The sequence below is a fragment of the Arthrobacter sp. P4_H3 genome (genome assembly GCF_056400885.1).
The window spans coordinates 615,923-639,036 of record NZ_JBFUKK010000001.1 but is presented as its reverse complement, the minus strand read 5'-3'; the positions used below and the strand labels follow the sequence as shown (position 1 = coordinate 639,036).

Below are 23,114 nucleotides of genomic sequence, written 5' to 3'. Positions count from 1 at the left end.
AGAGGAGATTCACGTGGCGAGCTTTGTAGACCGGGTAGTACTGCACGTATCCGGCGGTACCGGCGGTCACGGCTGTGTCTCCGTCCACCGCGAAAAGTTCAAGCCCCTGGGCGGTCCCGACGGCGGTAACGGCGGCGACGGCGGCGACGTCATCCTGCGCGTTGACGCCCAGACCACCACGCTGCTGGACTACCACCACGCACCCCACCGCCATGCCACCAACGGCGGACCCGGCATGGGTGACTGGCGCGGCGGGAAGAACGGCGAAACGCTGATCCTCCCCGTTCCGGAAGGAACCGTAGTCAAGACCAAGGACGGCCGCGTGCTGGCCGACCTCGTCGGCGAAGGCACTGAGTTCATCGCGGCCGCTGGCGGCCCGGGCGGTTTGGGCAACGCCGCGCTGTCCTCGCAGAAGCGCCGCGCCCCGGGTTTCGCCCTGCTCGGCATCGAAGGCGAATCCAGCGACATCGTCCTGGAACTGAAGTCCATTGCGGACATCGCACTCGTGGGCTTCCCGTCAGCGGGCAAGTCGAGCCTGATCGCCGCCATGTCCGCGGCACGCCCCAAAATTGCCGATTACCCCTTCACCACCCTGATCCCCAACCTGGGTGTGGTGCAGGCCGGCGACGTCCGCTTCACCATCGCCGACGTCCCCGGACTTATCGAAGGGGCCAGCGAAGGCAAGGGCCTGGGCCACCACTTCCTGCGACACGTAGAGCGCTGCGCAGCTTTGGTCCACGTTTTGGACTGCGGTACGCTGGAATCTGAGCGCGATCCGCTTTCGGACCTGGCCATCATCGAAGCCGAGCTCGAGAAATACGCGGTTGACATGAGCTTCGCCGGCTCCGACGGCGAGGTTGTCCCGCTGAACCACCGTCCCCGGCTGGTGGCACTGAACAAGGTCGACCTGCCTGACGGCAAGGATATGGCCGAGTTCGTCCGGCCCGAGCTTGAATCCCGCGGCTACCGTGTGTTCGAGATTTCCGCGACGAGCCACGAAGGCCTGCGACAGCTGGGCTTCGCCATGGCAGAGATCGTCAAGGCCGCCCGGGACGCCGTGGCTGCCACGCCGCCCAAGGTGCACGCACCCGTGCTGCGCCCCAGGGCAGTCAACGAGACCGGCTTCAAGATCCGCCGCGAAGAGAAGAACCTTGAGCCGCTGTTCCGCGTGTTGGGCGACAAGCCCGTGCGCTGGGTCAAGCAGACCGACTTCACCAACGAGGAAGCCATTGGCTACCTCGCCGACCGCCTGGCCAAACTGGGCGTGGAAAACGAGCTGTTCAAGCAGGGCGCCGTGCCCGGCGACACCGTAGTGATCGGTGAAGACGACGGCGTGGTGTTCGACTGGGAGCCCACCATGATGGCCGGCGCCGAGCTGCTCGCCTCTCCGCGTGGCACCGACGTCCGCTTTGCCGACATCGGCGACCGCCCCACCCGCGGGCAAAAGCGCGACGAACAGCAGGAGCGCCGCGACGCCAAGGCTGCGGCCCGGGCTGAACTTGAAGCCGAGCGCAAAGCCGGCATCTGGACTGAATCAGTCAGCGGGCGCCGTGCCGCACGGCCGCTTAAAGAAAGCGGACTGACCACCGAGAATGAGGAGTGAACCCCCACACGTGACCGATAATTCCGCAATTGTCATCGAGGAACCCAGGACCGACGACCGTAGCGTGCTCGCGAGGGCCCGCCGCATCGTCGTCAAGGTTGGATCATCGTCGCTCACCAGCATCAAGGGTGGGATCTCAGAAGAGGCGCTGATCCAGCTGTCGGATGCGCTGGCCGCGAAGAGCAACGCCGGCACGGAGATCATCCTTGTTTCCTCCGGCGCCATCTCCGCCGGCCTGGCACCGCTGGGCCTCGTGAAGCGCCCGCGGGACCTTGCCACCCAGCAGGCGGCTGCAAGCGTCGGGCAGGGGCTGCTGATGGCCCGCTACACCCATGCCTTCGCAGCGCACGGCGTGACCGTGAGCCAGGTGCTGCTGACCGCGGATGACCTTATGCGGCGCAGCCACCACATGAACGCCTTCCGCGCGCTGAACCGGCTCCTGAACCTGGGCGTCGTGCCTGTGGTCAACGAGAACGACACCGTGGCCACGCACAAGATCCGCTTCGGCGACAACGACCGGCTCTCCGCCCTGGTGGCGCACCTGGTCCGCGCGGATGCCCTGCTGCTGCTCTCCGACGTCGACTCCCTGTATGACGGCCCGCCGTCGAAGGGGGCCAAGCGGATTCCGCAGGTGGATGGCCCGCAGGACCTTGAAGGCGTCAACATCGGCAAGCCCGGCAAGGCCGGAGTCGGAACCGGCGGAATGCAGACCAAGGTCGAGGCCGCCACCATGGCAGCGGATTCGGGAATCCCCGCCCTGGTCACCTCCACCGCCAATGCCGCGGCGGCCCTAAGGGGCGAGGACGTCGGAACCTGGTTCACCGTCAACAGCGGACGCAAGTCTGTGCGCATGATGTGGCTCGCCCACCTTGCCCATGTGCAGGGCCGGCTGATCCTCGACGACGGTGCTGTCACGGCCGTACAGGACAATCACACGTCGCTGCTGCCTGCTGGTATTACGGCCGTTGAAGGGACCTTTGAATCCGGCGACGCCGTGGAAATGCTGTCACCCGACGGTACCGTTATCGCCCGGGGCCTGGTCAACTACTCCTCCGACGAACTGCCGCAAATGCTGGGCCGTTCCACAGTGGAGCTGGGGGAGTCCCTGGGCCGGGGCTTCGACCGTGAAGTTGTTCACGTTGATGACCTGGTTCTGGTCTAACGGGCTGACTCCCTTAGACTTGAATGATGACTGAGGCACTGATTCACCAAGCCGCTGAGAAATCCAACGACTCCACGGAGGTATCTCCCACGCCGGAAAATGCCCAGCTGTCGCCGGCTGACGTCGAGGCCGCCGTACATTCCATCGCCGACCGGTCCCGCCACGCTGCCCGCAGTATGGCGCGCGCAAACCGTGCCTGGAAGGACAAGGGCCTCCGCGCCATCGGCAAGGCCCTACTCGACAGCAGGACCCAAATCCTCGCCGCCAACGCCAAGGATGTAGAGGCCGGCCGTGCCAACGGAACGTCCGCCGCGCTGCTTGACCGCCTGACCCTGAATGAGACGCGGATTGAGGCACTGTCCGCCGCACTGGAGAACCTCGCCGGTCTGCCGGACCCGGTGGGAAACGTGGTCCGCGGCCAGACGCTGCCCAACGGCCTGCGCCTGCGCCAGATCAACGTTCCCATGGGCGTGGTTGCTGCCATTTACGAAGCACGTCCCAACGTAACGGTGGATATCGCCGGGCTGGCGCTGAAGAGCGGCAACGCGGTGATCCTGCGGGGCGGTACCGCCGCGTCAGCCACCAATGAGGCCCTCATCAGGGTCCTCCGCGATGCACTCGCTTCGGTCGGCCTGCCGGCAGATGCCGTCCAGACCGTTGACCAGTTCGGCCGTGAAGGCGCCAACGTCCTGATGCGGGCACGCGGCCGGGTGGACGTCCTGATTCCCCGCGGCGGCAGGGACCTGATCCAGACTGTCGTCAACAATTCGGCCGTGCCGGTCATCGAGACGGGCGAGGGCAACGTCCATATCTTCATTGACAAATCCGCCAGTGAAGAGATGGCGGTGGACATCCTCCTCAACGCCAAGACCCATCGGCCCAGCGTCTGCAACACGGTGGAGACCCTCCTGGTGCACTCCGGGTCAACCGTGCTTCCCGCCGTCGCCGCGGCACTTCGGAAGGCCGGAGTCACGCTCCATGCCGACGCCCGCGTACGCGCCGCGTTGCCCGCGTCCGTGGAAACCGTTCCCGCCACCGATGAGGACTGGGCCACCGAGTACATGGACCTGGACCTCGCCGTTGCCATGGTGGACAACCTCGACGAGGCAGTGAAGCACATCCGCCGCTGGTCGACCGGCCACACTGAGGCCATCATCACCAACGACCTGGCAAACGCGGAGCGCTTCATTTCGGAAATCGACTCCGCGGCGGTCATCGTCAATGCTTCCACCAGGTTCACGGACGGCGGCGAACTGGGGCTGGGCGCCGAGGTGGGCATTTCCACCCAGAAGCTCCACGCACGCGGCCCCATGGGGCTGACCGAACTGACTACCACCAAGTGGATAGTCCAGGGCGAGGGCCAGATCCGCAGCTAGCAACGCTGTAACATGGAACAGAAGTCCGGAACGGCGGGAAGTACCGCCGTCCTCATTGTGTGAACTCTTTAGGGGAGAAAATGCTGCTGCAGCAGGTTGGCGCGTCCGTCGCCGAACATGAAGAACTGGCTCCGCTGTGGGCCGAACCGTGGGTCTTCGGTGTATCGATCTTTACGATCATGCTCATCCTGATGTTCGTGACGCTGTCCTACAGCAACCTGGGTAACCGGCACGAAGCCGTCGAGGAGCACTCAGACCCGCACCGCCAGCACCCGAACAAGCACGATCACGGCCAAGGCCACTAACATCACTACCGTCCTGAAGCGGCGCGGCGCCAAGCGCCGCCTGCGTTTGGGTGTGATGGGTGGCACATTTGATCCCATTCATCACGGCCACCTGGTGGCGGCCAGCGAAGTTGCGGCGAAGTTCGGCCTTGACGAGGTGGTCTTTGTCCCCACCGGCCAGCCGTGGCAAAAGACGCACAAGCAGGTCAGTGAGCCCGAGCACCGCTATCTCATGACGGTGATCGCCACAGCCTCCAATCCGCGTTTTACGGTCAGCCGTGTGGATGTGGACCGTCCCGGTCCGACGTACACCATCGACACCCTGAGGGACCTGCGGACGCAACGGCCGGATGCGGACCTTTTCTTCATCACCGGTGCGGATGCCATGGCGCAGATTCTGTCCTGGAAGAACATTGACGAACTGTGGTCGCTGGCGCATTTTGTCGGTGTGACCCGTCCGGGGCACGTCCTTGACGGGATGGGTCGGAAGGACGTCAGCCTGTTGGAAGTGCCCGCCATGGCGATCTCTTCCACGGATTGCAGGGCCCGGGTCGCGGCAGGCAACCCTGTCTGGTACCTCGTGCCCGACGGGGTGGTCCAGTATATTGCGAAATACGGCCTGTACGCCGGGCAGCCCGACCCGGACAGCAGCGCTGCACTTACCGAGTTACACGAACCAGCCAGTACCGAGTGAGTTTTAGATGAGCCAGGAACAGCCTCCCCTCCGCAGCCGTCGTGAATTGCGACAGGCCAGAGATGAGCGCGCGGAATCACGCCAGGATGCGGGGCCTTCGGCTCCGCGTCCGGTTCCCCCTGCCTCAAAAGAGCCCGTCAATGTGACGCCGGCTCCTGTCCGCGGCGATGCCCCGCACAAACCCGGTCCGGCGACGCCGCCTGCGCCGCAGACGCAGTCCGGACCAGAAGCACGGTCCGGCGAAAACGGTTCGGACGCCGGAACCGGCCGAATCCGGCGCGTGGCACCCGGCCCGGTGGATTCAGTCCGACCGTCGACCGGGTCCGAGCGGTCCTCACAGAGCAGGGCACGGGACCGTGCTGCCCTGCGGACCATCAAGGAACTGGCAGAGAAGGAAGAACGGCTGTCCGGCGGCGGTCCGCCGACTCGCCGCCAGCTTCGCCTCCAGCAGCTTCAAGCCGAGGCTGCACCGGCCACGGCTGCCAACCCCATCGTTCCGCCTGCCCGCACGTCCGCCCAGCGGATCGTTCAGCCGGCCCGGCCGCCACAGGCATCGCCGCAAGCGGAAACCCCTCCGGCCGGACGGCAACAGTCCGGTCCGCCGCTGGCCAACGTGCCGCAAGCCAACCCGGACAGCCGGCTTCCTGATGGAATGACCGTTGAGCAGGCTCTCGCAGCACGTTCCCTCCTCGCCGAACAGGCCAGGAACCAGATCGCCAAGATGGAGCACATCGCGGCGAACGATCCTGAAGCGGTGGACCCGGAAATCCTCGCCGAACAGATCGCCCTGGCCGAGCGCGCCGCCGTCCTGAACAAACGGGCCATGGCCAAGCAGAAGCTGGCCGAGCAGGCCAGCCAGCCCGCGCATCCGAAGACCGAGCCGTCAGCTGTGAGCAACCTTGCGATGGTGACGCCCCTGGAGTTCGAGAAGGTCCCGGGGATTGACCGGCCGGTGATGAAAAAGCCCGCCACCTCTTATGTGCCGGTAGTCACCAACCCCGGCCCCAGGTTGCAGCCGCCAAGTACCAAGGGATCACGCAAATCCGGACCGTCGAGGCAGCGGAATGCCAGGCCGGTAACGGGCCGGGCCGGCGTGCTTGCGCGCGCCGAGGCGGCAGCGCAGGCAGCAACTGATCCTGCGGCAATGCAGATTGGAGCATCGGCGTCCGGCGAGCCCTGGGCTGCGGAATCCGGCGAGAATTTCGTGGACAGGCCACGTGTGCCCGCCAACGCTGCCTACGGCCTTGAACCGCTGGACGCCGTCACCGCCGGCCTCGGCAGGGCGCACCGTGTCCGTCTGCTGCAGTTGGGTGTCCTCGCGTTGGGGATTGTTGCGCTGATCGCCGGCGTCACCATGATCATCAGCGGCCTGGCGCCCTGATCCAAACGTCCCGGCGCGTCGCCAACGCTGCTGTTCTCCCGTCATCCGGGGTAGACACCACGGGCGTCGGAACATACATAGCTTTAAACCACTACAAGGAGTCCCGTGACTGCAACCCAAACATCCATCGCCACAGCCCGCGTAGCAGCGCGCGCTGCTGCGGACAAGATAGCCCAGGACATCGTTGCCCTGGACGTCAGTGAGCGGCTTGCCCTTGCCGACGTCTTCCTGATCGCCTCGGCGCCCAGTGAGCGCCAGGTCAACGCCATCGTTGACGGGATCGAAGAGGAACTGGGCAAGCAGGACCTGCGTCCTGTTCGCCGCGAGGGCCGCTCCGGCGGACGCTGGGTCCTGCTGGACTACTCCGACGTCGTCATCCACGTCCAGCATGAGGAGGACCGCGTTTTCTACGCCCTTGAGCGACTGTGGAAGGACTGCCCCGTCGTGGACCTCCAGCTCGGCGACGACACGTCGGCCAAGGCTGCTGTCTCCTCAGACAGCGAATAAGCGGAACCTGCCGCCCGAATATGCCCGATTTGGAATTTTCGGAACGGCTGTTCTAAGATATTTGAGTTGCTTCGGAGAGATCCGGACGAAGAGCCGGGCCCGGCAGCGAAAGCTGAAGGTGCCGGAGCAATGAAAATTCGGGGCTGTGGCGCAGCTGGTAGCGCACCTGCATGGCATGCAGGGGGTCAGGGGTTCGAGTCCCCTCAGCTCCACCGAACGGTCCGCCGGAATCAAAAGATTCCGGCGGACTTTCTTGTTTTCACTAACCACTCGTGCCGGTACGGATGGTGAGCCGGGGTGCCGGCCACCAACGCCTCTGCCGAATTGGCGTCTTACACGATTGTGGTTTAAGATAATCAAGTTGCTTACGGAGATCGATCCGAAAGAAACAAGAGTTTGGGGCTGTGGCGCAGCTGGTAGCGCACCTGCATGGCATGCAGGGGGTCAGGGGTTCGAGTCCCCTCAGCTCCACCAGATTCACACAGCAGAAGCCGCCCGATCGGGCGGCTTCTGCTGTTTAAGCAGCCCGGCCTTTGGCCGGAGCACGCTCGACTAAAATGGGACCGTGAACGACACTCTTCCCCCTTGCCCTGCATGCTCCAGCGAGTACACATATGAAATGGGTGCGCTGCTGGTCTGCCCCGAGTGCGCCCACGAGTGGTCCGCCGCGGCCGCAGAACCTGAAGCTCTTGCGGAAGCGGTGATCAAGGACGCGGTAGGCAATGTGCTCGCCGACGGTGACACGGTGACCGTGATCAAAGACCTCAAGATCAAGGGAAGCTCCACTGTCATCAAAGTCGGGACGAAGGTTCGCGGCATCCGGCTGATGGACGGCGTCGGTGACCACGACATCGACTGCAAAGTGGACGGCGTCGGACCCATGCAGCTCAAGTCCAGTGTGGTCAAGAAGGTCTAGGGCAGGGATTGGAAATCACTGACGCCCGGGCAACGGAACTGCAGACCGCGGATGTAGTGGTGATCGGTGCCGGCCAGGCCGGCCTATCAGCTGCCTATCACTTGCAGCGGCGTGGCTTTCTACGGGCTCCCGCCCCGGAGGAAGCGCCCCCTTCGTATGTCGTGCTGGACGCCGAAGCCGGGCCGGGCGGTGCATGGCGCCACCGCTGGCAGAGCCTGCGGATGGCCACTGTGAACGGGATCAGCGACCTGCCGGGCATTCCCAAGCCGTCGGTTGACCCGGCCGAACCCAGTTCAGGCTTTCTCTCACGCTATTTCGGGGACTACGAGGACGGACTCGGCCTGAACATTGTCCGGCCGGTGAAAGTCCGCTCCGTATCCCGCGAGGACAACCGTCCTTCGGGGCGGCTACGGATCGAAACTTCGGCCGGAAGTTGGTCGGCGCGGGCAGTCATCAACGCCACCGGCACCTGGACCAGGCCGTTTTGGCCGATCTACCCCGGGCAGTCCACGTTCCGGGGGAAGCAGCTGCACGTGGCCGACTACGTGGCTGCCGAGGAGTTCCGCGGGCAGCACGTGATTGTGGTGGGCGGCGGTATTTCCGCCGTCGGCCTGCTTGACGAAATATCCCAGGTGACGTCCACAAGCTGGTTCACCCGCCGGGAGCCGGTATGGCGCGACGCCGAATTTGATCAGAAGGCGGGACACGACGCCGTCGCCCTCGTTGAAGAGCGTGTACGGCAGGGACTGCCTCCACAGAGCGTGGTTTCCGTGACCGGTCTGATCTGGACCCCCTCCCTGCGGGCCGCCGCAGCGCGGGGCGCCCTGGACCGGCGCCCGATGTTTACCGGAATCGAACCCCGCGGAGTCCGGCTGGCCGACGGGGGCTTCCTGGCGGCGGATGCCATTCTTTGGGCCACCGGATTCCGGGCCGAGCTGGAACACCTGGCCCCGCTGCACCTCCGCGGCCCCGGCGGCGGAATCGCCATGAACGGAACCCAGGTGGCAGCAGAGGAACGCGTTCACCTTGTCGGCTACGGGCCGTCGTCGTCCACCATCGGCGCCAACCGCGCAGGCCGGGCGGCTGTGGCCGGCATCCTGGGGATGCTGGCAGCCGCGGCGGGGCAGGGGTGACGCGGGCCGCGGACGGGGCCGTTTCACGGTAGGTTTTACTGGGTAGCTTTCCGCCCGGTAAATCTTCCCGGTGAGCGGATCGACGATGGACAGAGAAGGCGGCAGCTTGCACGTGGCGGAAAACAGCTTGGACTCGGTCCTCTCGGGCCTGCGCCGGTTCCCGGATGTTGAAGCCCCGAACCTGCAGGCCTGGGACGCAACAGACAGGCTCCTGCTCGAAACAGCGTCGGAACTGCTGACCCCGGACAGCCGCGTAGCGGTGGTCGGTGACCGCTACGGAGCCCTCACACTGGGGGCGCTGGCCACGTGCGGCGTCAGGAACGTACGGGTCCACCAGGACCTCATCACGGGGGAGCGGGCCCTCCGGAACAATGCCGCGGCCCTCAACATCGACGCCGGTGTTGACCAGCGACCGCTCGATGCGGCCCTGTTCGACGGCGCGGACGTCGTGTTGCTGCAGCTGCCCAAAACGCTCGCGGAGCTGGAGGAAGTGGCCGACGCCGTAGCCCGCTACGCGGCACCGCACACGGTCCTGCTGGCGGGCGGCCGGATCAAGCACATGAGCCTGGGTATGAACACGGTCCTGCTGCGCCACTTCAACGACGTCCAGCCACAGCTGGCCCGGCAGAAATCAAGGGTCCTCATCGCCCGGGACCCCAGGCCTGTGACCGGCCCGCCGCCGTTTCCGGTCGCTGACACCAACAGCGAGCTGGGCCTCACCGTCTGCGCGCGCGGTGCGGTGTTCGCCGGCACCAAGCTCGATATCGGGACACGGTTCCTGCTGGGGTTCCTGCCCGATATGCCGTCGGCTGGGGGCGTGGTGGATCTGGGGTGCGGGACCGGCATATTGGCCGCCATGTATGCCAGAAGCCATCCGGGCTCCAAGGTCACTGCCACGGACCAGTCGGCGGCCGCCGTCGACTCTGCCCGGGCAACTTCGGAGGCCAACGGACTGGAGGGCCAGATCACTGTCCTCCAGGACGACGCCATGGATTCGCTGCCGGACGGAAGTGCCGGGCTCATTCTGTTGAATCCGCCCTTTCACCTGGGCGCCAGCGTCCATGCAGGGGCGGGGCTCAAGATGTTCCGTGCCGCCGGCAGGGTACTGGCACCGGGCGGGGAACTCTGGACTGTATACAACAGCCACCTGCAGTATTTGCCTGCCCTGGAACGGTTTGTCGGCCCCACCCGCGTCGCGGGCCGGAACGCCAAGTTCACGGTTGCGGTCAGCACGGCGCGCAGTCCGCTCCCATAACGCTGCCGGCGCCGCGGATGCGGGCCGGCAGACGGTCCGCCGCAGGGCGGAAACCGCCGTGCCAGAAGTCAGCGTGTGAGCGTACCGCCACGACCGCAGGTAACGTACGATTCAAGCATCAGTAGTGCATAACCGAAGAAGTTTAGGGGAATCCGTGACTGAGATCCGCACGCCATCGCCGAGGCGCGGAACAAATTTGCCCCGCATGGGGGACTTCAATCTCACGGTGATTCTGGACGCCATCCGGCGGTCCTCCGGCGGCCTCAGCCGCGTGGAACTCGCCCAGATCGTTGGCCTTTCCCCGCAGACGATTTCCAACATCTCCCGGCGCCTGCTCGACCAGAACCTGATCGTCGAAGCCGGCAAGGAAGGGAGCGGGCCCGGCAAGCCGCGCACCATCCTCCGGCTGAACCCTGCGGGAATGTACGCCGTTGGCGTGCACCTCGATCCTGCCGTCACCACCTTCGTGGTGCTCGACCTTGTGGGGGCCGTCGTCAGGCACTCACGGATCAATACCCCCGGCGCCAGCGACCCCGACGGGATCATCGCCACCATTGCCGCCGAGATCAAGGACCTTGTGGCCGCCTCCGGCGTCGACCCGGACAAGATTGCCGGTCTCGGCGTCGCAGCTCCGGGCCCTATCAACCTGGAAGAGGGCACAGTTGTGGATCCGCCGCTGTTGCTCGGCTGGGACCGCGTGCCGTTGCGCGACGCCTTGGCGGAGGCCACCGGCCTGTCCACCCTGGTGGACAAGGACGTCACCAGCGCCGCGGTCGCCGAAACCTGGGCGGGCGGTCCCAGCGGCTCGGGCAGTTTCGTCTTTATGTACATGGGCACAGGCATCGGTTGCGGCATCGTCCTGAACGACGAAGTCGTGCGCGGCACCTCGGGGAATGCCGGCGAAATAGGGCACATCATTGTGGACCCGGACGGCGCGCCCTGCGACTGCGGACTGAGGGGATGCGTGAAGTCGTCGTGCATTCCGCAGGTCCTCGTGGCGCAGGCCGAAGCGGCCGGCGTCCTGGAAGTTGAGCGCCACCCCTCCGGCGCCCCGGCGGTCCAGGAGAGCTTCGCGAAACTGTGTGAGGCAGCTGACGCCGGCAACAGCAAGGCCGGGGAGATTATTGACCAGTCCGCCGTCCTCGTGGCCCGGGCCGTCGCCGTCGTCACCAACACCCTTGACGTCGAACGGGTGGTGTTCGGAGGCCCGTTCTGGACTCTCCTCTCGCAGAGGTACCTGGACCGCGTTCCGCAGCTGCTGGCGGAGAACAGCGCGGCCCGCAAGATCCATGGCGTCGAAGTTGTCGGCACAGGCGTGGGAGAGGACGTAGGTGCCGTCGGCGCGGCCTGCCTGGTGCTCGAGCATACGCTGGCCCCGCGCGCACAGCGGCTTCTGCTGGAAGGCTGAGGCTGGCCCGAGCTGCGGGACAGCGGGCAGCACTAACCTGAAATTGCATATCGGCTAAAGGCTGGGGCCAGCTGGAGGTTATTGGGGGCTGCAGCCGCTCGAAGATCGGAGCGTCATGCATCGCCCTGCCAAAATAGATCCTGCCAAAAAAGGCCCCGCCAAAGCGGGTGCTGCCAAATTAGTGGCCGCGCTGTTGTCCGCGGCAGCCCTGCTGGCAACGGCGGCCTGTTCCGCGCAACAGCCGGCCGCCGAAAACCGGACCCTGAAAATCGTCTACCAAAAAACGGATTCGTTTTCCGCCCTCGACACCTTGTTCAAGGACGCCAAGAAGGACTTCGAAGCCGCCAACCAGGGGACCACCGTTGAGCTGCAGCCCATCGAGGCCAATGACGACGACTACGGCACGAAGCTTGCGCTGGCCCTGAGATCGGCAGAGACCGCCCCGGACGTCTTTTACGAGGACACGTTCAAAGTGAGGTCCGACGTCGACGCCGGATACCTCCTGAAACTGGACAGCTACCTCGAGAAGTGGGACGACTGGAAGACGTTCAACGAAGCCGCCAAAGCTGCAGGCACCGGAGACGACGGCGGCATCTACGCCGTGCCCCTCGGAACCGACACCCGGGCCATCTGGTACAACAAGAAGGTCCTGCAGAAGGCCGGCATTGCCGTTCCATGGCAGCCCCGGTCCTGGGACGACATCCTCGATGCTGCACGCAAAATGAAGGCCGCGGACCCGGAACTCGTCCCGTTCAATATGTACGCCGGCAAAGCCACCGGTGAAGGCACTGTGATGCAGAGCTTCTACGAGCTGCTCTACGGTACGGGCAGCGAACTGTACGACCAGCAGGAGAAGAAATGGGTGGTTGGCTCGCAGGGATTCACGGATTCGCTGGCGTTCCTGAAAACCCTTTACGACGAGAAGCTGGCTGTCGCGCCGGCCGAGGCGCTTGATGCCAACGTCTGGAAGAAAGTCTTCGGTGAATGGCTGCCGCAGGGCAAAATGGGGGCCACGGTGGAAGGGTCCTACACGCCGTCGTTCTGGCAGAAGGGCGGCAGCTACGAGTGGGCCGGCTACGCGGAGGACATGGGCGTTGCCAGGTTCCCCACGCAGCGGGGCCAGGAACCGGGCGGCGTCAGCATGTCCGGCGGCTGGACCCTGGCCGTCGGGGCGGACTCCAAGAATCCGGACCTGGCGTTCAAGTTCCTCACCGAGGCCATGAACAAGAAGAACTCGCTGTCGTTCACCGTGGCCAGTTCCCAGATCGCGGTCCGCACGGACGTGGCTTCCGAACCGGACTACCTGGCGGCCAACCCGTTCGTGAAGGACGTGTCAGAGCTGGTGTCCGTCACCCACTACCGGCCTGCCACCGCCGACTATCCTCGGATCTCGGCCGCGGTGCAGGTAGCGACCGAAGCCGTGATCACCGGCACCCTCTCGCCGCAGGAGGCGGCCGAGCAGTACGACAAGACAGTCAGGGACCAGGTGGGTGAAGCCAAGGTCCTGCAGAAGTAGCGCATGCCTGCTCGAAAATCCGTCCGGCGGCAGCTCCGGCTGCTGCCGGTTGTGCCTTCCGTCCTGCTGATCCTCCTTTTCCTGGCGGCGCCCGTCCTGTGGTCCTTCCACGCGTCCTTCACCAACGCGGCCCTGACCGGGCGCAACGCCAGGAATCCGGCCTGGACCGGCCTCGAGAATTACACCCGTCTGCTCACCGACGCCGCGTTCCCGGCCTCGGTGGTCCTGACGATAGTTTTCGTCGTAGCGTCTGCGATCGTGGGCCAGAACCTGCTGGGACTCCTTATTGCCGGGCTGATGGCGCGCGCCCGGAAAAGCGTGTCCGCCGTGGTGGGAACAGCCGTGGTGGCGGCCTGGGTGCTTCCCGAGATTGTTGCGGCCTTCGCCGCCTACGCCTATTTCAGCAGGGACGGGACCCTGAACCAGCTGCTGGCCGGTGCGGGCCTGGCCGGTGCCGACTGGCTGTATGCGTTCCCCATGGTGGCCGTGGTGCTGGCCAACATCTGGCGAGGCACCGCATTCTCCATGCTGGTGTACCGGGCGGCCCTCGCCGACGTGCCCCGTGAGATCTCGGAGGCCGCCCTGATGGACGGGGCGGCGGGCTGGCAGCGCCTGGTGTTCATCACGCTGCCGCTGATCAGATCCAGCATCGCCACCAACCTGATGCTCGTCACGCTGCAGACCCTGGCCGTCTTCACCCTGATCTGGGTGATGACGGCCGGTGGACCGTCCAACGCCAGCACCACCCTGCCGGTCCTGGCCTACCAGGAAGCGTTCAAGTTCGGCGACATCGGCTACGGCACCGCCATCGCCTCGGTGCTCATTGTCCTTGGCTTGGTGTTCGGGATCGCCTACGTCCGGCTGCTCAAGGGGGACAGACGATGACGACGGCGGAACGGGCCGCCCGTCGGGCAACGCACGGGGGCGTGACCTCGCCGGGGCGGCGCTCCGCCCGCACCCCGGCAGACGCTGCCCTGCTGCTGATCGGTGCCTGCTTCGTGCTGCCGCTGCTGTGGCTGGTTTTCGCCTCGCTGGACACCAAAGCCGGGTACGAGACACAGCTGCCGGCCAGTGCCTCGCTCACCAACTTTGCGGCCGTGCTCACTCCGGAGCTTCTGATCAGGCCCCTCTGGAACAGCCTGCTGCTCTCCGGCGGGACGGCAACGGTCACCCTGGTGGCGGCCGTGCTGGCGGCATACCCGCTTTCCCGATTCGAGTCCAGGTTCAACCGGCCGTTCCTGTATTCAATCCTGTGCGGCACCTGCCTGCCGGTGACGGCCATCATGGTGCCCGTCTATGGCCTGTTCGTCCAGCTGCGGCTGCTGGATTCCATGCCTGCCACGGTTTTCTTCATGGCGGCAACCGCCCTGCCCATGGCCATCTGGATGACCAAGAATTTCATGGACACGGTGCCTGTTTCGCTGGAGGAAGCCGCGTGGGTGGACGGCGCGTCCGGGCTCACGGCGCTGCGCACAGTAGTGCTGCCGCTCATGCGCCAGGGCCTGGGGGTGGTGTTCATCTTTGTTTTCATCCAGACCTGGGGCAACTTCTTTGTGCCCTTCGTGCTGCTGCTGTCCCCGTCCAAGCAACCCGCGTCCGTTTCGATCTTCAGCTTCTTCGGACAGCACGGCGCCATCGCCTACGGCCAACTGGCCGCGTTTTCGATCCTCTATTCGGTACCCGTCCTGGTCCTCTACGCACTGGTGGCGCGCGGGGCCAGCGGATCGTTTGCGCTGTCCGGGGCGATGAAGGGCTGAGCCTCCCCGTCAGTCGATGTCTTCGACCACAGTTCCGAACGGGATGGTGTCGTCCAGGTGTGCCTGGTGGCCGGTGGGGCCGGGGTTGTAAAGGACCCTGACGCCGTGCATCTTTTCGGCCGCCGACTGCATGAGGATCGGCCGGACGGTATTGATGAAACTCTCGCTCTTGTCGGCGAGATACTCCTGGTAACTGGCTGGAAGCTGAATCATCCCATCAGGATAGTACCGCCCGGCCCACATGGGGAGGGCTCCCCATTGTGGAAACTGCCGGCCACGGCTTGGATAGGATGGCCGGTGGCGGACGATTGCGACCGCCGGCAACCTGGCAGCAGCAGCCGCCGGTCATGAACAGCAACCAGGGGGACTCTTCAGTGCTTCAGACTACGGCCGCCGTCCGGATCGAAGCGGCGGAACTGGCCCGGGCACAGCAGGTCATGGCCAATATCTCGCGCAGCTTCGATGCGAAGGTCGTGGGGCAGGCCAGGCTACGTGAATCACTGCTGGTGGGGCTCATGACGGGCGGCCACATCCTGCTGGAAAGCGTCCCCGGGCTGGCGAAGACCACCGCGGCACAGACCGTGGCGGACGCCGTCAGCGCAGAGTTCCGCAGGATCCAGTGCACCCCGGACCTGTTGCCCAGCGACATCGTCGGCACGCAGATCTACGACGCGGCCAAGGGGACATTCGTCACCCAGCTGGGTCCGGTCCACGCCAACATCGTGCTCCTGGACGAGATCAACCGCTCCAGCGCCAAAACGCAGAGCGCCATGCTCGAAGCGATGCAGGAGCGGCAGACGTCCATCGGGGGAGTGGTGCACCGGCTGCCGACGCCGTTCCTGGTGCTGGCCACCCAGAACCCCATCGAGCAGGAGGGAACCTACCTGCTTCCCGAGGCCCAGATGGACCGCTTTATGCTCAAAGACGTCCTGGACTACCCCACACCGGCTGAAGAGGCCGAAATCATCCGCCGGATCGATTCCGGCGTCTTCACCGACGAACAGCGCCCTGCCGCCGCCGCGTCGCTTGACGCGGTCTCGGAAGTGCAGGAACTGGTCAAGCGCATCTACATCGACCCGGCGATTGTCAGGTACATCGTGGGGCTGGTGTTCGTCACCCGCAACGCCGCCCAGTACATCGACGCCCGCCTGGCTGGTTTCATCGAATTCGGTGCCAGCCCCCGCGCCAGTATTGCCTTCAGCCAGGCCGCCCGCGCAGTGGCCCTCCTGAACGGCCGCGACCACGTGATCCCCGAGGACGTGAAGTCACTGGCCCACCGCGTGCTCCGGCACAGGATCATCCTTGGCTTCGAGGCGGTGGCGGAGCAGGTTCCCGTCGAGACCGTCATCGATGCCATCGTGGCGTCCGTCCAGACCCCCTGAGCGCGCCCCTATGTCCAGCCTCCTGACCCGGGTGAAATCGAAGATGTCGATCTTCGCCCACCGCAAGGCCCGGGGAATGCTCGACGGCGAATACGGTTCCGTCTTCAAAGGCCGCAGCCTGGACTTTGACGACCTCCGGGCCTACATCCCCGGAGACGAAGTCCGCGATATCGACTGGAAAGCGTCCGCCCGGCACGGCTCCCCGCTCATCAAACGTTATGTTGCCGTGCGGCGGCAGACTTTGCTGCTGATCACGGATACCGGCCGCAACATGGCCGCCGCCGCGCTCGGCGGCGAGGAGAAGAAGGACATTGCCGTGATGGCCCTGGGCGTGGTGGGCTACCTTGCCCAGCGCCACGGCGACGTCGTGGGCCTGGTCTGCGGTGACGCTGAGGGCTCCCGGTCCTTGCCCGCAAAGGCCGGCGAAGCCCACCTCGAAAGGCTCCTGCGCGCCGTCGACGGCGACACGGGGCTGACGTCGCCCCGCAGCAGCATCGGCGAACAGCTTTCCTATGTGGCACGCAACTACGGGCAGCGCATGCTGCTCTTTGTCGTGGCGGACGAAATTGTCCCCGATGCCGCCATGGAGCGGCTGCTTCGCCGGCTCCGGGCCCAACACGAGGTCCTTTGGCTGACAGTGCGGGACGCGCAGCTGGCCGCAGCCGGCCCGGGCAGGTTACATGCCGGCGGGATACAGGCGGCCGCCACCCAACCCGCCGACCGCTACGACGTGGCGGACTCCCGCCTCCTCCCCGGCCGGCTGGCGGCATCGGAGGCTGTCATCCGTTCCTATGCGGCTGCGCAGGAACAGCGCGATGCGGCCCGGGAGGCCGTGCTGCGGCGGCTGGGCATTGCCCACGTCCACGCCGGCAGCAGCCATGATGTGATGCCAGCCGTGTTTACCCTGCTGGAACGGCACCGCCGTGGAAAATGATCCCGGTTTCTATGCCCCGCTGACGTACAGCGCGTGGTTGACGTGGGCCGGGCTGGGCCTGCTGTTCCTCGTGGCCGCCTGGCTGGCCTTCGTCTTCCTGAGCACCCGGCACCGGCCGGGCACGGTGCCCGCCGTCCCCTCCCGGCCGCCGTCGGATCCGTCCGGCCTCAAGCAGGAGTACCTGCGCCGCATCGATGCCGTGGCCGTCGACGCGGCCGCCGGCCGGGTGTCGGCGCGCGCCTCCCACCAGGAGCTGAGCATGCTCATCAGGAGCTTTGTCCGCGACATTGCCGGGATCGACGCTCCGCGGATGACCCTGGCGGAGCTCAACCGGCAGGGCATTCCGGCGGCCGCGATGGCCATCAGCAGCCTTTATCCGGAGGAATTCGGCCCCGATCCCCGGGACACTGAACCACGCGACTCTGTCGCGGCCGCGGCGGAAACGGCCCGGGAGGTGGTCCGGGCGTGGAACTGATTTTCTGGTGGATGATTCCGGCGGCCCTCCTGGTTGCCGTGGGAACGTACTGGGTGGCCCGGAAGCGGGACCGGAGCCACGGTTCCCTCCGGCTGCCCGTGGCCCACAGCCACCGGCTCACCGAACTGCCGGAGTACCAGGCCGCTTTGAGGCGCCACCGCCGCTGGCTCACTGTTGCCGCGGTCGCCGGGGGAGTGCTGATGGCGGCGGCAGTGGTTTCGGCGGCACGGCCGGCCGAGCGAAACACGGTCAGCCCCGAGCAGCGCAACCGCGACATCATCCTGTGCCTGGACGCGTCGGGATCCATGAGCAGCGCCGACGCGGCAGTGGTGGAAGTCTTCGCCCGGCTGGCCCAGGGATTCGACGGCGAACGGCTGGGCCTGACCGTCTTCGACAGCAGCGCGGTACAGGTGTTCCCGCTGACTGATGACTATGACTTCGTGAAGGAACAGCTTCAGGTTGCCAAGGAAGCATTCGACGGAGCACCCGGAAGCGCCGGTTTCCTGGACGGCACCTGGAACGGCGCCGGATCCTCGCTGATCGGTGACGGGTTGGCTTCGTGCGTGCAGGGCTTCCCGGCGGCCGATGAGGGCGGGCAGGCCGGAGCCGGCGGCACACAGGAACGGTCGCGGTCGGTCATCCTGGCCACCGACAACTTCGTCTCGGGTGATCCCATCTTCACCCTCGAGGAAGCGGCGGCGCTGGCCAAGAAGAAGGACGTCCGCATGTACGCCCTCAACCCCGGAGACTTCGACTATGGGACGGACCCGGCCCAGCCCGGCGCCCAGCTGCGGACGGCAGCGGAAGGGACGGGCGGGGCGTACTACCCGCTGGACAGTCCGGAAGCGGTCCAGGACATCATCCGCAAGGTCCAGGCCACGGAGGCCACCGCGTTCAAGGGCGCCCCGCAGGCCGCCGTGGCGGACCGCGCCGAGATTCCGCTGGGAATCGCCTTGGTGTCCGGTTTGGTGCTGGCCGGGGCGTCCTGGAGGCTCAGGCCATGACCTTTCAGCCGATCTGGCCCTGGTGGGTCATGGTTCCGGTGATTCTCGCCGCCGCCGTTGTCCTGGCGTGGGCGGCCGTCCGACGCCGGCCCGGCCGTGCGGGACTCCGCAGCGCGTTGCTGCCGGCGGGACTCGTGCTTCTGCTTTTGTTGGCGGCGCTCCGGCCTGGTGTGCCCGGCGGGAGCGTCCGGGCCGCCGCAGCCGACGTGAATGTCTTTTTTGTCGTGGACACCACCAGCAGCATCGCAGCTGAGGACTACGGAAACGGCAGCCCCAGGCTCGACGGCGTCCGGAAGGACATCATGGCCATAGCCGGTGAGCTCGCCGGAGCCAGGTTCTCCATGATCACGTTCGACTCCCAGGCCGTTGTCCGGATGCCGCTGACCACGGACGCCTCCGCCCTCGACACCCTGACCGGTGTCCTGGATCCCCAGGTCACCGTGTATTCCACGGGCAGCAGCGTAACGGTGGCCCGGACCCTGCTTAACGAACGGCTGAAGGCAACACGGGACAGCCACCCTGAGCGGGCCCGGATTGTGTACTACCTCGGCGACGGCGAGCAGACCAGCGTCAAGGCACCGGAGCCGATGCGCGCGGATGCATCGCTGGTGAACGGCGGCGCAGTGCTCGGTTACGGCACCGCGCAGGGCGGCCGGATGAAGGAGAAGACCAACTATTCATCCGCCGCGGGCACCGACTACATCCAGGACCGCAGCGGCGGAAGCGCCGGGGACGCCGTGTCCCGAATCGACGAGGACATGCTGAGGGGGATCGCAGCACAGCTCGGTGTGCCGTATGTGCACCGCGCGGCAGGGGATGAAGTGGCCCCGATGATGCAGGCGGCCAGGCCCGGGGCACTGAAGGAAACGTCGGAGTCCCTCGAAGGCCGGGTGGAACTCTACTGGGCGCCGGCGCTGGCCGCGTTCGTCCTTGCCCTGTGGGAGAGCCTTAGGGTGCTCCGCCAGCTGAGGCAGCTTAGGCCGGCGGAAAAGGCGGCCCGCCCATGAACAGCGATCAGTTCCCGCCAACCACACCGAATCCCGGAAAGCCAGATCAGGGAAGACACTTGCGGCGCCGCCTGCTGCTTGCATCCGCTGTGCCCGTGCTGCTTGCCGCGGCGCTCGCCGTCAAGCTGTTGAGCGTCGGCTACCTGGGCGGCCAGGCTGCGGGGGCATTCGGCAGCGGCGACCAGGCTTCCGTTGCTTCGGCGGCCTCCGGGCTGGGAATCGCGAATTTCGTGGAACGGCACAAGGCGCCCTTTGCCGCCGGCGATGCCCTGGTGCTGAGCGGGGACTATGCCGGCGCCCGCACCCTTTTCGAGGCATCCCTCGCCGATGCCACACCGGCCGACGAGTGCAAGGTGCGCGTCAACCTGGTCCTGAGCATCGAACGGCTGGCGGACCGTACCGCGGAGACGGCCGGGCCGGCCGATGGCGGCACGGAAGCCGCGAAACTTTATGACGACGGCCTGGCCGTGGTCAAGGCAGCCCCGCCCGGGTGCTTTAGCCCGGACGGAAGCCAGGGCAACGCCACCGGAGCTGACGGCGAAGGCGACCGCCTGCGGGAAGCCGAAGAGCGGCTGCAGGCCAAAGCGGACAAGCTTGGAAGCCCGGCAGCGGAACCCGGCGACGGCGCCGACGAGCAGCCGCAGCCCGACCCCGAACCGCAGCAGAGCCAGTTGGACAAGCTCGGGGAGTCCGCCAAGTCCGCGCAGCGGGAGCGGAACGACGGCAGGCAAAGGGACGAATACCTGAACGGCGCCGACTCCGAAACCGGGGCCGAAAAACCCTGGTGACTTGCTGCAGGTAGTCCGTGAATTCCCGCTGGTAGTCCGGGCGCCCACGCCGGCAGACTGCGACCAAATCCCCTAGCGCCAACGACGGACGCGTACCAAGCTAATGACGGGGGGAGGCGGAACAAGAGAGCGGCGGCTCCTCATGAGGATTGCAAAAACTGAAGACGGGCTTACGTGGGTGTGGGCGTCGTGGCTCGTTGCGGCGATGCTGTCGCTGGCGGTCCTGGACCTGACCGTATTTGGGTTGGTGATCCCGGCTTCAGCGCTTCTGCTGGCCGTCCTGGCAGGTCCCGGTGTCCGCCGCCGGGGGAACCGGCGGAAAAGAGTCGACAAGCTGGATCTCGCCGTCGTCGCGGTGCTTTACCTCGCGGTCGTCGGGCTCTTCCGCCTTGCATTTACGATGTTCACCGTTGCCAATGTCCTCGGCCTCTTCCTTTGCTTCGGCGCCGGGCTTGTCCTGGGAGTCGCAGGGCCGGTGCTCTACACGGTGCGACGCCGCCGGCCATTGTCCGATGTGGGGCTGTGGCTGGGGAACTGGAAGGCGGCTGTCATCCTGGGACTTGTTCTGTCTGCCATCCAATTCGCAATCACCCTCTTTGGCTACACCCTGCCGGCGCCCGTGGACTGGGTGCCGCTGCTCGTTATGTCGTTGACTGTCGGCGCATTCGAGACAATCTTCTTCCGGGGTTTCGTCCAGACGCGCCTCACCGCGAGCTTCGGCCAGGTCCCCGGCATCGCGCTGGCGGCGGCCCTCTACGCCGCTTATCATGTTGGCTACGGGATGGGCGCGGAAGGAATGCCCTTCCTGTTCGGGCTTGGCGTTGTGTACGCCGTGGCCTTTGCGCTGGTCCGGAACGTCCTTGTTCTGTGGCCGCTGCTTACACCCCTAGGGTCCTTTTTCAACAACCTCAACAGCGGGGACATAGAACTTCCATGGGAGGCGATCCTGGGATTCGCCGATGTCCTGGGACTGATGGTCGCTGCAGTGTGGTGGGGGCGCCGACGGCTCCAGAAGGCGGCCCGGCGGGAGGCTTGAAACCGCGGTCAGCCGGGCAGGGCTTCCGGGCGCTGGTCGATTCGGGGCTTTGGGCGAACAATGTTCTGTGCTGTGACGCAACAGGACGTAAAGGTGCGTCTTAATTCGGCGGCCAGCTTGAACGCTCCGGAGGCGGGCCCTAGAGTCATATACAAGTTACCGACGTAACGTGTCAGCGATCCTCCGCATTGGATGCGCCGCTCAGCGGCCGCCAGGAGGGTGTGGGTGCCCCCATGTGGGCCTGACATTTGCTCACGGAGAACTTCTTGTCAGGCGTAACAGTCGCGGCTGCGCCCTGCCGAAGTTCACTCCGTGTTCCCCAAACTCAAATTCATTGACGGTTCGGCGATTCCGAGGTCCCATGGACTAAGGCGCAGCTGCCGCCAATGGCTCAAAGCCAAGGACGCAAATGTCTCCACCTAGCCTTATTGACACACACCCGAATCTCTCCGACACTGCTCCGGTGGCGCTCTCCTATGAGCTGTTCCCGCCGCGTTCCCCGGCTGCCGCCGAGTCGCTCTGGACTACGATCCGCGAGCTGGAATCCACGGATCCGGACTATGTATCCGTGACCTACGGCGCGAGCGGCTCCAACCGGGACACCGCCGTCGAACTCATCAACCGGCTCCTGCTGGAGACGACGCTCCGCCCGCTCGCACACCTGACCTGCGTGGGCAACACGCCGCAGGAGCTGTCCGAAATCATCGGTGAACTGCTCGACGTCGGCGTCCGGGGCATCCTGGCGCTTCGCGGTGACCAGCCCAAGGACGGCGGGACCCCCGTCGTCGGCTCCCTGCGCTACGCCCAGGACCTCATCGAACTGATCCGCCGCGTGGAACAGCGCCGTTCGGCCCTATTGTGCGCCGGCAAAGTGGCGGTCGGCGTGGCCGCGTACCCCACCCGGCATCCGGAATCACCCACTGAGGCCCACGACGTCGAGGTGCTGCTGGCCAAGCAGCGCTCCGGTGCCGACTTCGCCATCACCCAGGTGTTTTTCCAGACCGAGCAGTACGCCGACCTCATCACGAGGGCACGCCGGGCGGGGGTCACGATTCCGATCATCCCGGGCGTCATGCCACTGACCAGCGTCCGCCGGCTAACCCGCCTGGGTGAGCTCACCGGCGTCGAACCCGCTCCGGAACTGATGGCACGGCTGGCCGCCGCGGACAGCGACACCGAACGCCGGCTGATCGGCGTACGCGCCACGGTGGATCTGGCCAACGCTGCCCTGGACGCCGGAGCACCGGGAATCCACCTGTACACCTTCAACGAACATGCGTGCGCGCTGGAAGTCCTGGACAAACTGGCACTGCCGCGGCCCGCCCGTCCGGCGAGCAGGCTCAGTGCCATTGCCCGCCGCCACCAGGAAATGGCGAGCTGAGAGCCACCCCGCCCGATCCCCTTAGCACCAAGCAGCTAGCACCAAGCAGTTAGCGCCGCGCAGGTAGCACCTGCAGCACCAAACACCCCTGATTTTCACCGACACATTCAAGGAA

General features: G+C 65.9%; 23 protein-coding genes and 2 tRNA genes. 24 read left to right on the top strand and 1 reads right to left on the bottom strand.

What is annotated here, in order from left to right:
* Window positions 1–13 precede the first annotated feature (13 nt).
* The 16 genes from obgE to AC1DRE_RS02865 all read left to right on the top strand — a co-directional run bounded on the left by obgE (window position 14) and on the right by AC1DRE_RS02865 (window position 14,992).
* Complete coding sequence (obgE, locus tag AC1DRE_RS02940; RefSeq protein WP_104173108.1) at window positions 14–1,603, top strand: GTPase ObgE; 1,590 nt, start codon at window positions 14–16, stop codon at window positions 1,601–1,603.
* Window positions 1,593–2,765: a glutamate 5-kinase gene (gene proB, locus AC1DRE_RS02935; RefSeq protein WP_476983254.1), complete on the top strand. Its 1,173-nt coding sequence runs from the start codon at window positions 1,593–1,595 to the stop codon at window positions 2,763–2,765. The genes obgE and proB overlap by 11 nt, the downstream gene beginning before the upstream one ends.
* 26 nt (window positions 2,766–2,791) lie before the next feature.
* Window positions 2,792–4,141, top strand: coding sequence for a glutamate-5-semialdehyde dehydrogenase (locus AC1DRE_RS02930; RefSeq protein WP_476983253.1), 1,350 nt, complete (start codon window positions 2,792–2,794; stop codon window positions 4,139–4,141).
* An 80-nt stretch (window positions 4,142–4,221) separates the two neighbouring features.
* Complete coding sequence (locus AC1DRE_RS02925) at window positions 4,222–4,446, top strand: hypothetical protein (protein ID WP_214955410.1); 225 nt, start codon at window positions 4,222–4,224, stop codon at window positions 4,444–4,446.
* Window positions 4,447–4,501: 55 nt separating this feature from the next.
* Window positions 4,502–5,119 carry a nicotinate-nucleotide adenylyltransferase gene (nadD, locus tag AC1DRE_RS02920; RefSeq protein WP_104173200.1) on the top strand — a complete coding sequence of 206 codons (618 nt, stop codon included), beginning with the start codon at window positions 4,502–4,504 and terminating at the stop codon, window positions 5,117–5,119.
* A gap of 7 nt (window positions 5,120–5,126) precedes the next feature.
* Window positions 5,127–6,500, top strand: coding sequence for a hypothetical protein (locus AC1DRE_RS02915; protein WP_476983252.1), 1,374 nt, complete (start codon window positions 5,127–5,129; stop codon window positions 6,498–6,500).
* A gap of 105 nt (window positions 6,501–6,605) precedes the next feature.
* A complete protein-coding gene (gene rsfS, locus AC1DRE_RS02910) occupies window positions 6,606–7,007 on the top strand; it encodes a ribosome silencing factor (protein ID WP_104173103.1) in 402 nt (133 codons plus the stop codon).
* 139 nt (window positions 7,008–7,146) lie between these two features.
* Window positions 7,147–7,219, top strand: a tRNA-Ala gene (locus AC1DRE_RS02905).
* Window positions 7,220–7,405: 186 nt separating this feature from the next.
* A tRNA-Ala gene (locus AC1DRE_RS02900) sits at window positions 7,406–7,481 on the top strand.
* Between the two features lie 91 nt (window positions 7,482–7,572).
* Window positions 7,573–7,923, top strand: coding sequence for a zinc ribbon domain-containing protein YjdM (locus tag AC1DRE_RS02895; protein WP_476983251.1), 351 nt, complete (start codon window positions 7,573–7,575; stop codon window positions 7,921–7,923).
* Window positions 7,924–7,931: 8 nt separating this feature from the next.
* Window positions 7,932–9,056 carry an NAD(P)-binding domain-containing protein gene (locus AC1DRE_RS02890; RefSeq protein ID WP_476983250.1) on the top strand — a complete coding sequence of 375 codons (1,125 nt, stop codon included), beginning with the start codon at window positions 7,932–7,934 and terminating at the stop codon, window positions 9,054–9,056.
* A gap of 112 nt (window positions 9,057–9,168) precedes the next feature.
* On the top strand, window positions 9,169–10,311 hold the full coding sequence (locus AC1DRE_RS02885) for a class I SAM-dependent methyltransferase (RefSeq protein WP_476983249.1): 1,143 nt from the start codon (window positions 9,169–9,171) through the stop codon (window positions 10,309–10,311).
* A 205-nt stretch (window positions 10,312–10,516) separates the two neighbouring features.
* Window positions 10,517–11,719, top strand: a complete 1,203-nt coding sequence (locus tag AC1DRE_RS02880) for an ROK family transcriptional regulator (protein WP_476983248.1) — start codon at window positions 10,517–10,519, stop codon at window positions 11,717–11,719.
* 115 nt (window positions 11,720–11,834) lie between these two features.
* A complete protein-coding gene (locus tag AC1DRE_RS02875; protein ID WP_476983247.1) occupies window positions 11,835–13,235 on the top strand; it encodes an extracellular solute-binding protein in 1,401 nt (466 codons plus the stop codon).
* A gap of 3 nt (window positions 13,236–13,238) precedes the next feature.
* The gene (locus AC1DRE_RS02870; RefSeq protein ID WP_476983246.1) at window positions 13,239–14,120 is read left to right on the top strand and encodes a carbohydrate ABC transporter permease; all 882 of its coding nucleotides are present in this window, start codon (window positions 13,239–13,241) and stop codon (window positions 14,118–14,120) included.
* Complete coding sequence (locus AC1DRE_RS02865; RefSeq protein WP_476983245.1) at window positions 14,117–14,992, top strand: carbohydrate ABC transporter permease; 876 nt, start codon at window positions 14,117–14,119, stop codon at window positions 14,990–14,992. Before AC1DRE_RS02870 ends, AC1DRE_RS02865 begins: the two co-directional genes overlap by 4 nt.
* A gap of 9 nt (window positions 14,993–15,001) precedes the next feature.
* On the opposite strand, the gene AC1DRE_RS02860 is transcribed toward AC1DRE_RS02865, so the two are convergent.
* Window positions 15,002–15,205 carry a hypothetical protein gene (locus AC1DRE_RS02860; RefSeq protein WP_476983244.1) on the bottom strand — a complete coding sequence of 68 codons (204 nt, stop codon included), beginning with the start codon at window positions 15,203–15,205 and terminating at the stop codon, window positions 15,002–15,004.
* A gap of 161 nt (window positions 15,206–15,366) precedes the next feature.
* Between AC1DRE_RS02860 and AC1DRE_RS02855 the strand changes: the two genes are divergently transcribed.
* From AC1DRE_RS02855 to AC1DRE_RS02820, 8 genes are all read left to right on the top strand, one after another.
* Window positions 15,367–16,374: an AAA family ATPase gene (locus tag AC1DRE_RS02855; RefSeq protein ID WP_476983243.1), complete on the top strand. Its 1,008-nt coding sequence runs from the start codon at window positions 15,367–15,369 to the stop codon at window positions 16,372–16,374.
* Between the two features lie 10 nt (window positions 16,375–16,384).
* Window positions 16,385–17,308: a DUF58 domain-containing protein gene (locus AC1DRE_RS02850; protein WP_476983242.1), complete on the top strand. Its 924-nt coding sequence runs from the start codon at window positions 16,385–16,387 to the stop codon at window positions 17,306–17,308.
* On the top strand, window positions 17,298–17,783 hold the full coding sequence (locus AC1DRE_RS02845) for a hypothetical protein (RefSeq protein WP_476983241.1): 486 nt from the start codon (window positions 17,298–17,300) through the stop codon (window positions 17,781–17,783). Before AC1DRE_RS02850 ends, AC1DRE_RS02845 begins: the two co-directional genes overlap by 11 nt.
* A complete protein-coding gene (locus AC1DRE_RS02840) occupies window positions 17,774–18,787 on the top strand; it encodes a vWA domain-containing protein (protein WP_476983240.1) in 1,014 nt (337 codons plus the stop codon). The genes AC1DRE_RS02845 and AC1DRE_RS02840 overlap by 10 nt, the downstream gene beginning before the upstream one ends.
* Window positions 18,784–19,794: a VWA domain-containing protein gene (locus tag AC1DRE_RS02835; protein WP_476983239.1), complete on the top strand. Its 1,011-nt coding sequence runs from the start codon at window positions 18,784–18,786 to the stop codon at window positions 19,792–19,794. The genes AC1DRE_RS02840 and AC1DRE_RS02835 overlap by 4 nt, the downstream gene beginning before the upstream one ends.
* Before the next feature lie 59 nt (window positions 19,795–19,853).
* Window positions 19,854–20,582, top strand: a complete 729-nt coding sequence (locus tag AC1DRE_RS02830) for a hypothetical protein (protein ID WP_476983238.1) — start codon at window positions 19,854–19,856, stop codon at window positions 20,580–20,582.
* 142 nt (window positions 20,583–20,724) lie between these two features.
* The gene (locus AC1DRE_RS02825; protein ID WP_476983237.1) at window positions 20,725–21,618 is read left to right on the top strand and encodes a CPBP family glutamic-type intramembrane protease; all 894 of its coding nucleotides are present in this window, start codon (window positions 20,725–20,727) and stop codon (window positions 21,616–21,618) included.
* A 409-nt stretch (window positions 21,619–22,027) separates the two neighbouring features.
* On the top strand, window positions 22,028–22,999 hold the full coding sequence (locus tag AC1DRE_RS02820) for a methylenetetrahydrofolate reductase (RefSeq protein WP_476983236.1): 972 nt from the start codon (window positions 22,028–22,030) through the stop codon (window positions 22,997–22,999).
* Window positions 23,000–23,114 lie beyond the last annotated feature (115 nt).

Coding starts and splice junctions, on each gene's coding strand:
- nadD (WP_104173200.1), top strand. CDS start 4,502: ATGGGTGGCACATTTGATCCCATTCATCACGGCCACCTGGTGGCGGCC.
- AC1DRE_RS02915 (WP_476983252.1), top strand. CDS start 5,127: ATGAGCCAGGAACAGCCTCCCCTCCGCAGCCGTCGTGAATTGCGACAG.
- AC1DRE_RS02860 (WP_476983244.1), bottom strand. CDS start 15,205: ATGATTCAGCTTCCAGCCAGTTACCAGGAGTATCTCGCCGACAAGAGC.
- proB (WP_476983254.1), top strand. CDS start 1,593: ATGAGGAGTGAACCCCCACACGTGACCGATAATTCCGCAATTGTCATC.
- AC1DRE_RS02835 (WP_476983239.1), top strand. CDS start 18,784: ATGACCTTTCAGCCGATCTGGCCCTGGTGGGTCATGGTTCCGGTGATT.
- AC1DRE_RS02880 (WP_476983248.1), top strand. CDS start 10,517: ATGGGGGACTTCAATCTCACGGTGATTCTGGACGCCATCCGGCGGTCC.
- AC1DRE_RS02865 (WP_476983245.1), top strand. CDS start 14,117: ATGACGACGGCGGAACGGGCCGCCCGTCGGGCAACGCACGGGGGCGTG.
- AC1DRE_RS02870 (WP_476983246.1), top strand. CDS start 13,239: ATGCCTGCTCGAAAATCCGTCCGGCGGCAGCTCCGGCTGCTGCCGGTT.
- AC1DRE_RS02925 (WP_214955410.1), top strand. CDS start 4,222: ATGCTGCTGCAGCAGGTTGGCGCGTCCGTCGCCGAACATGAAGAACTG.
- AC1DRE_RS02820 (WP_476983236.1), top strand. CDS start 22,028: ATGTCTCCACCTAGCCTTATTGACACACACCCGAATCTCTCCGACACT.
- AC1DRE_RS02825 (WP_476983237.1), top strand. CDS start 20,725: ATGAGGATTGCAAAAACTGAAGACGGGCTTACGTGGGTGTGGGCGTCG.
- AC1DRE_RS02875 (WP_476983247.1), top strand. CDS start 11,835: ATGCATCGCCCTGCCAAAATAGATCCTGCCAAAAAAGGCCCCGCCAAA.
- AC1DRE_RS02850 (WP_476983242.1), top strand. CDS start 16,385: ATGTCCAGCCTCCTGACCCGGGTGAAATCGAAGATGTCGATCTTCGCC.
- AC1DRE_RS02930 (WP_476983253.1), top strand. CDS start 2,792: ATGACTGAGGCACTGATTCACCAAGCCGCTGAGAAATCCAACGACTCC.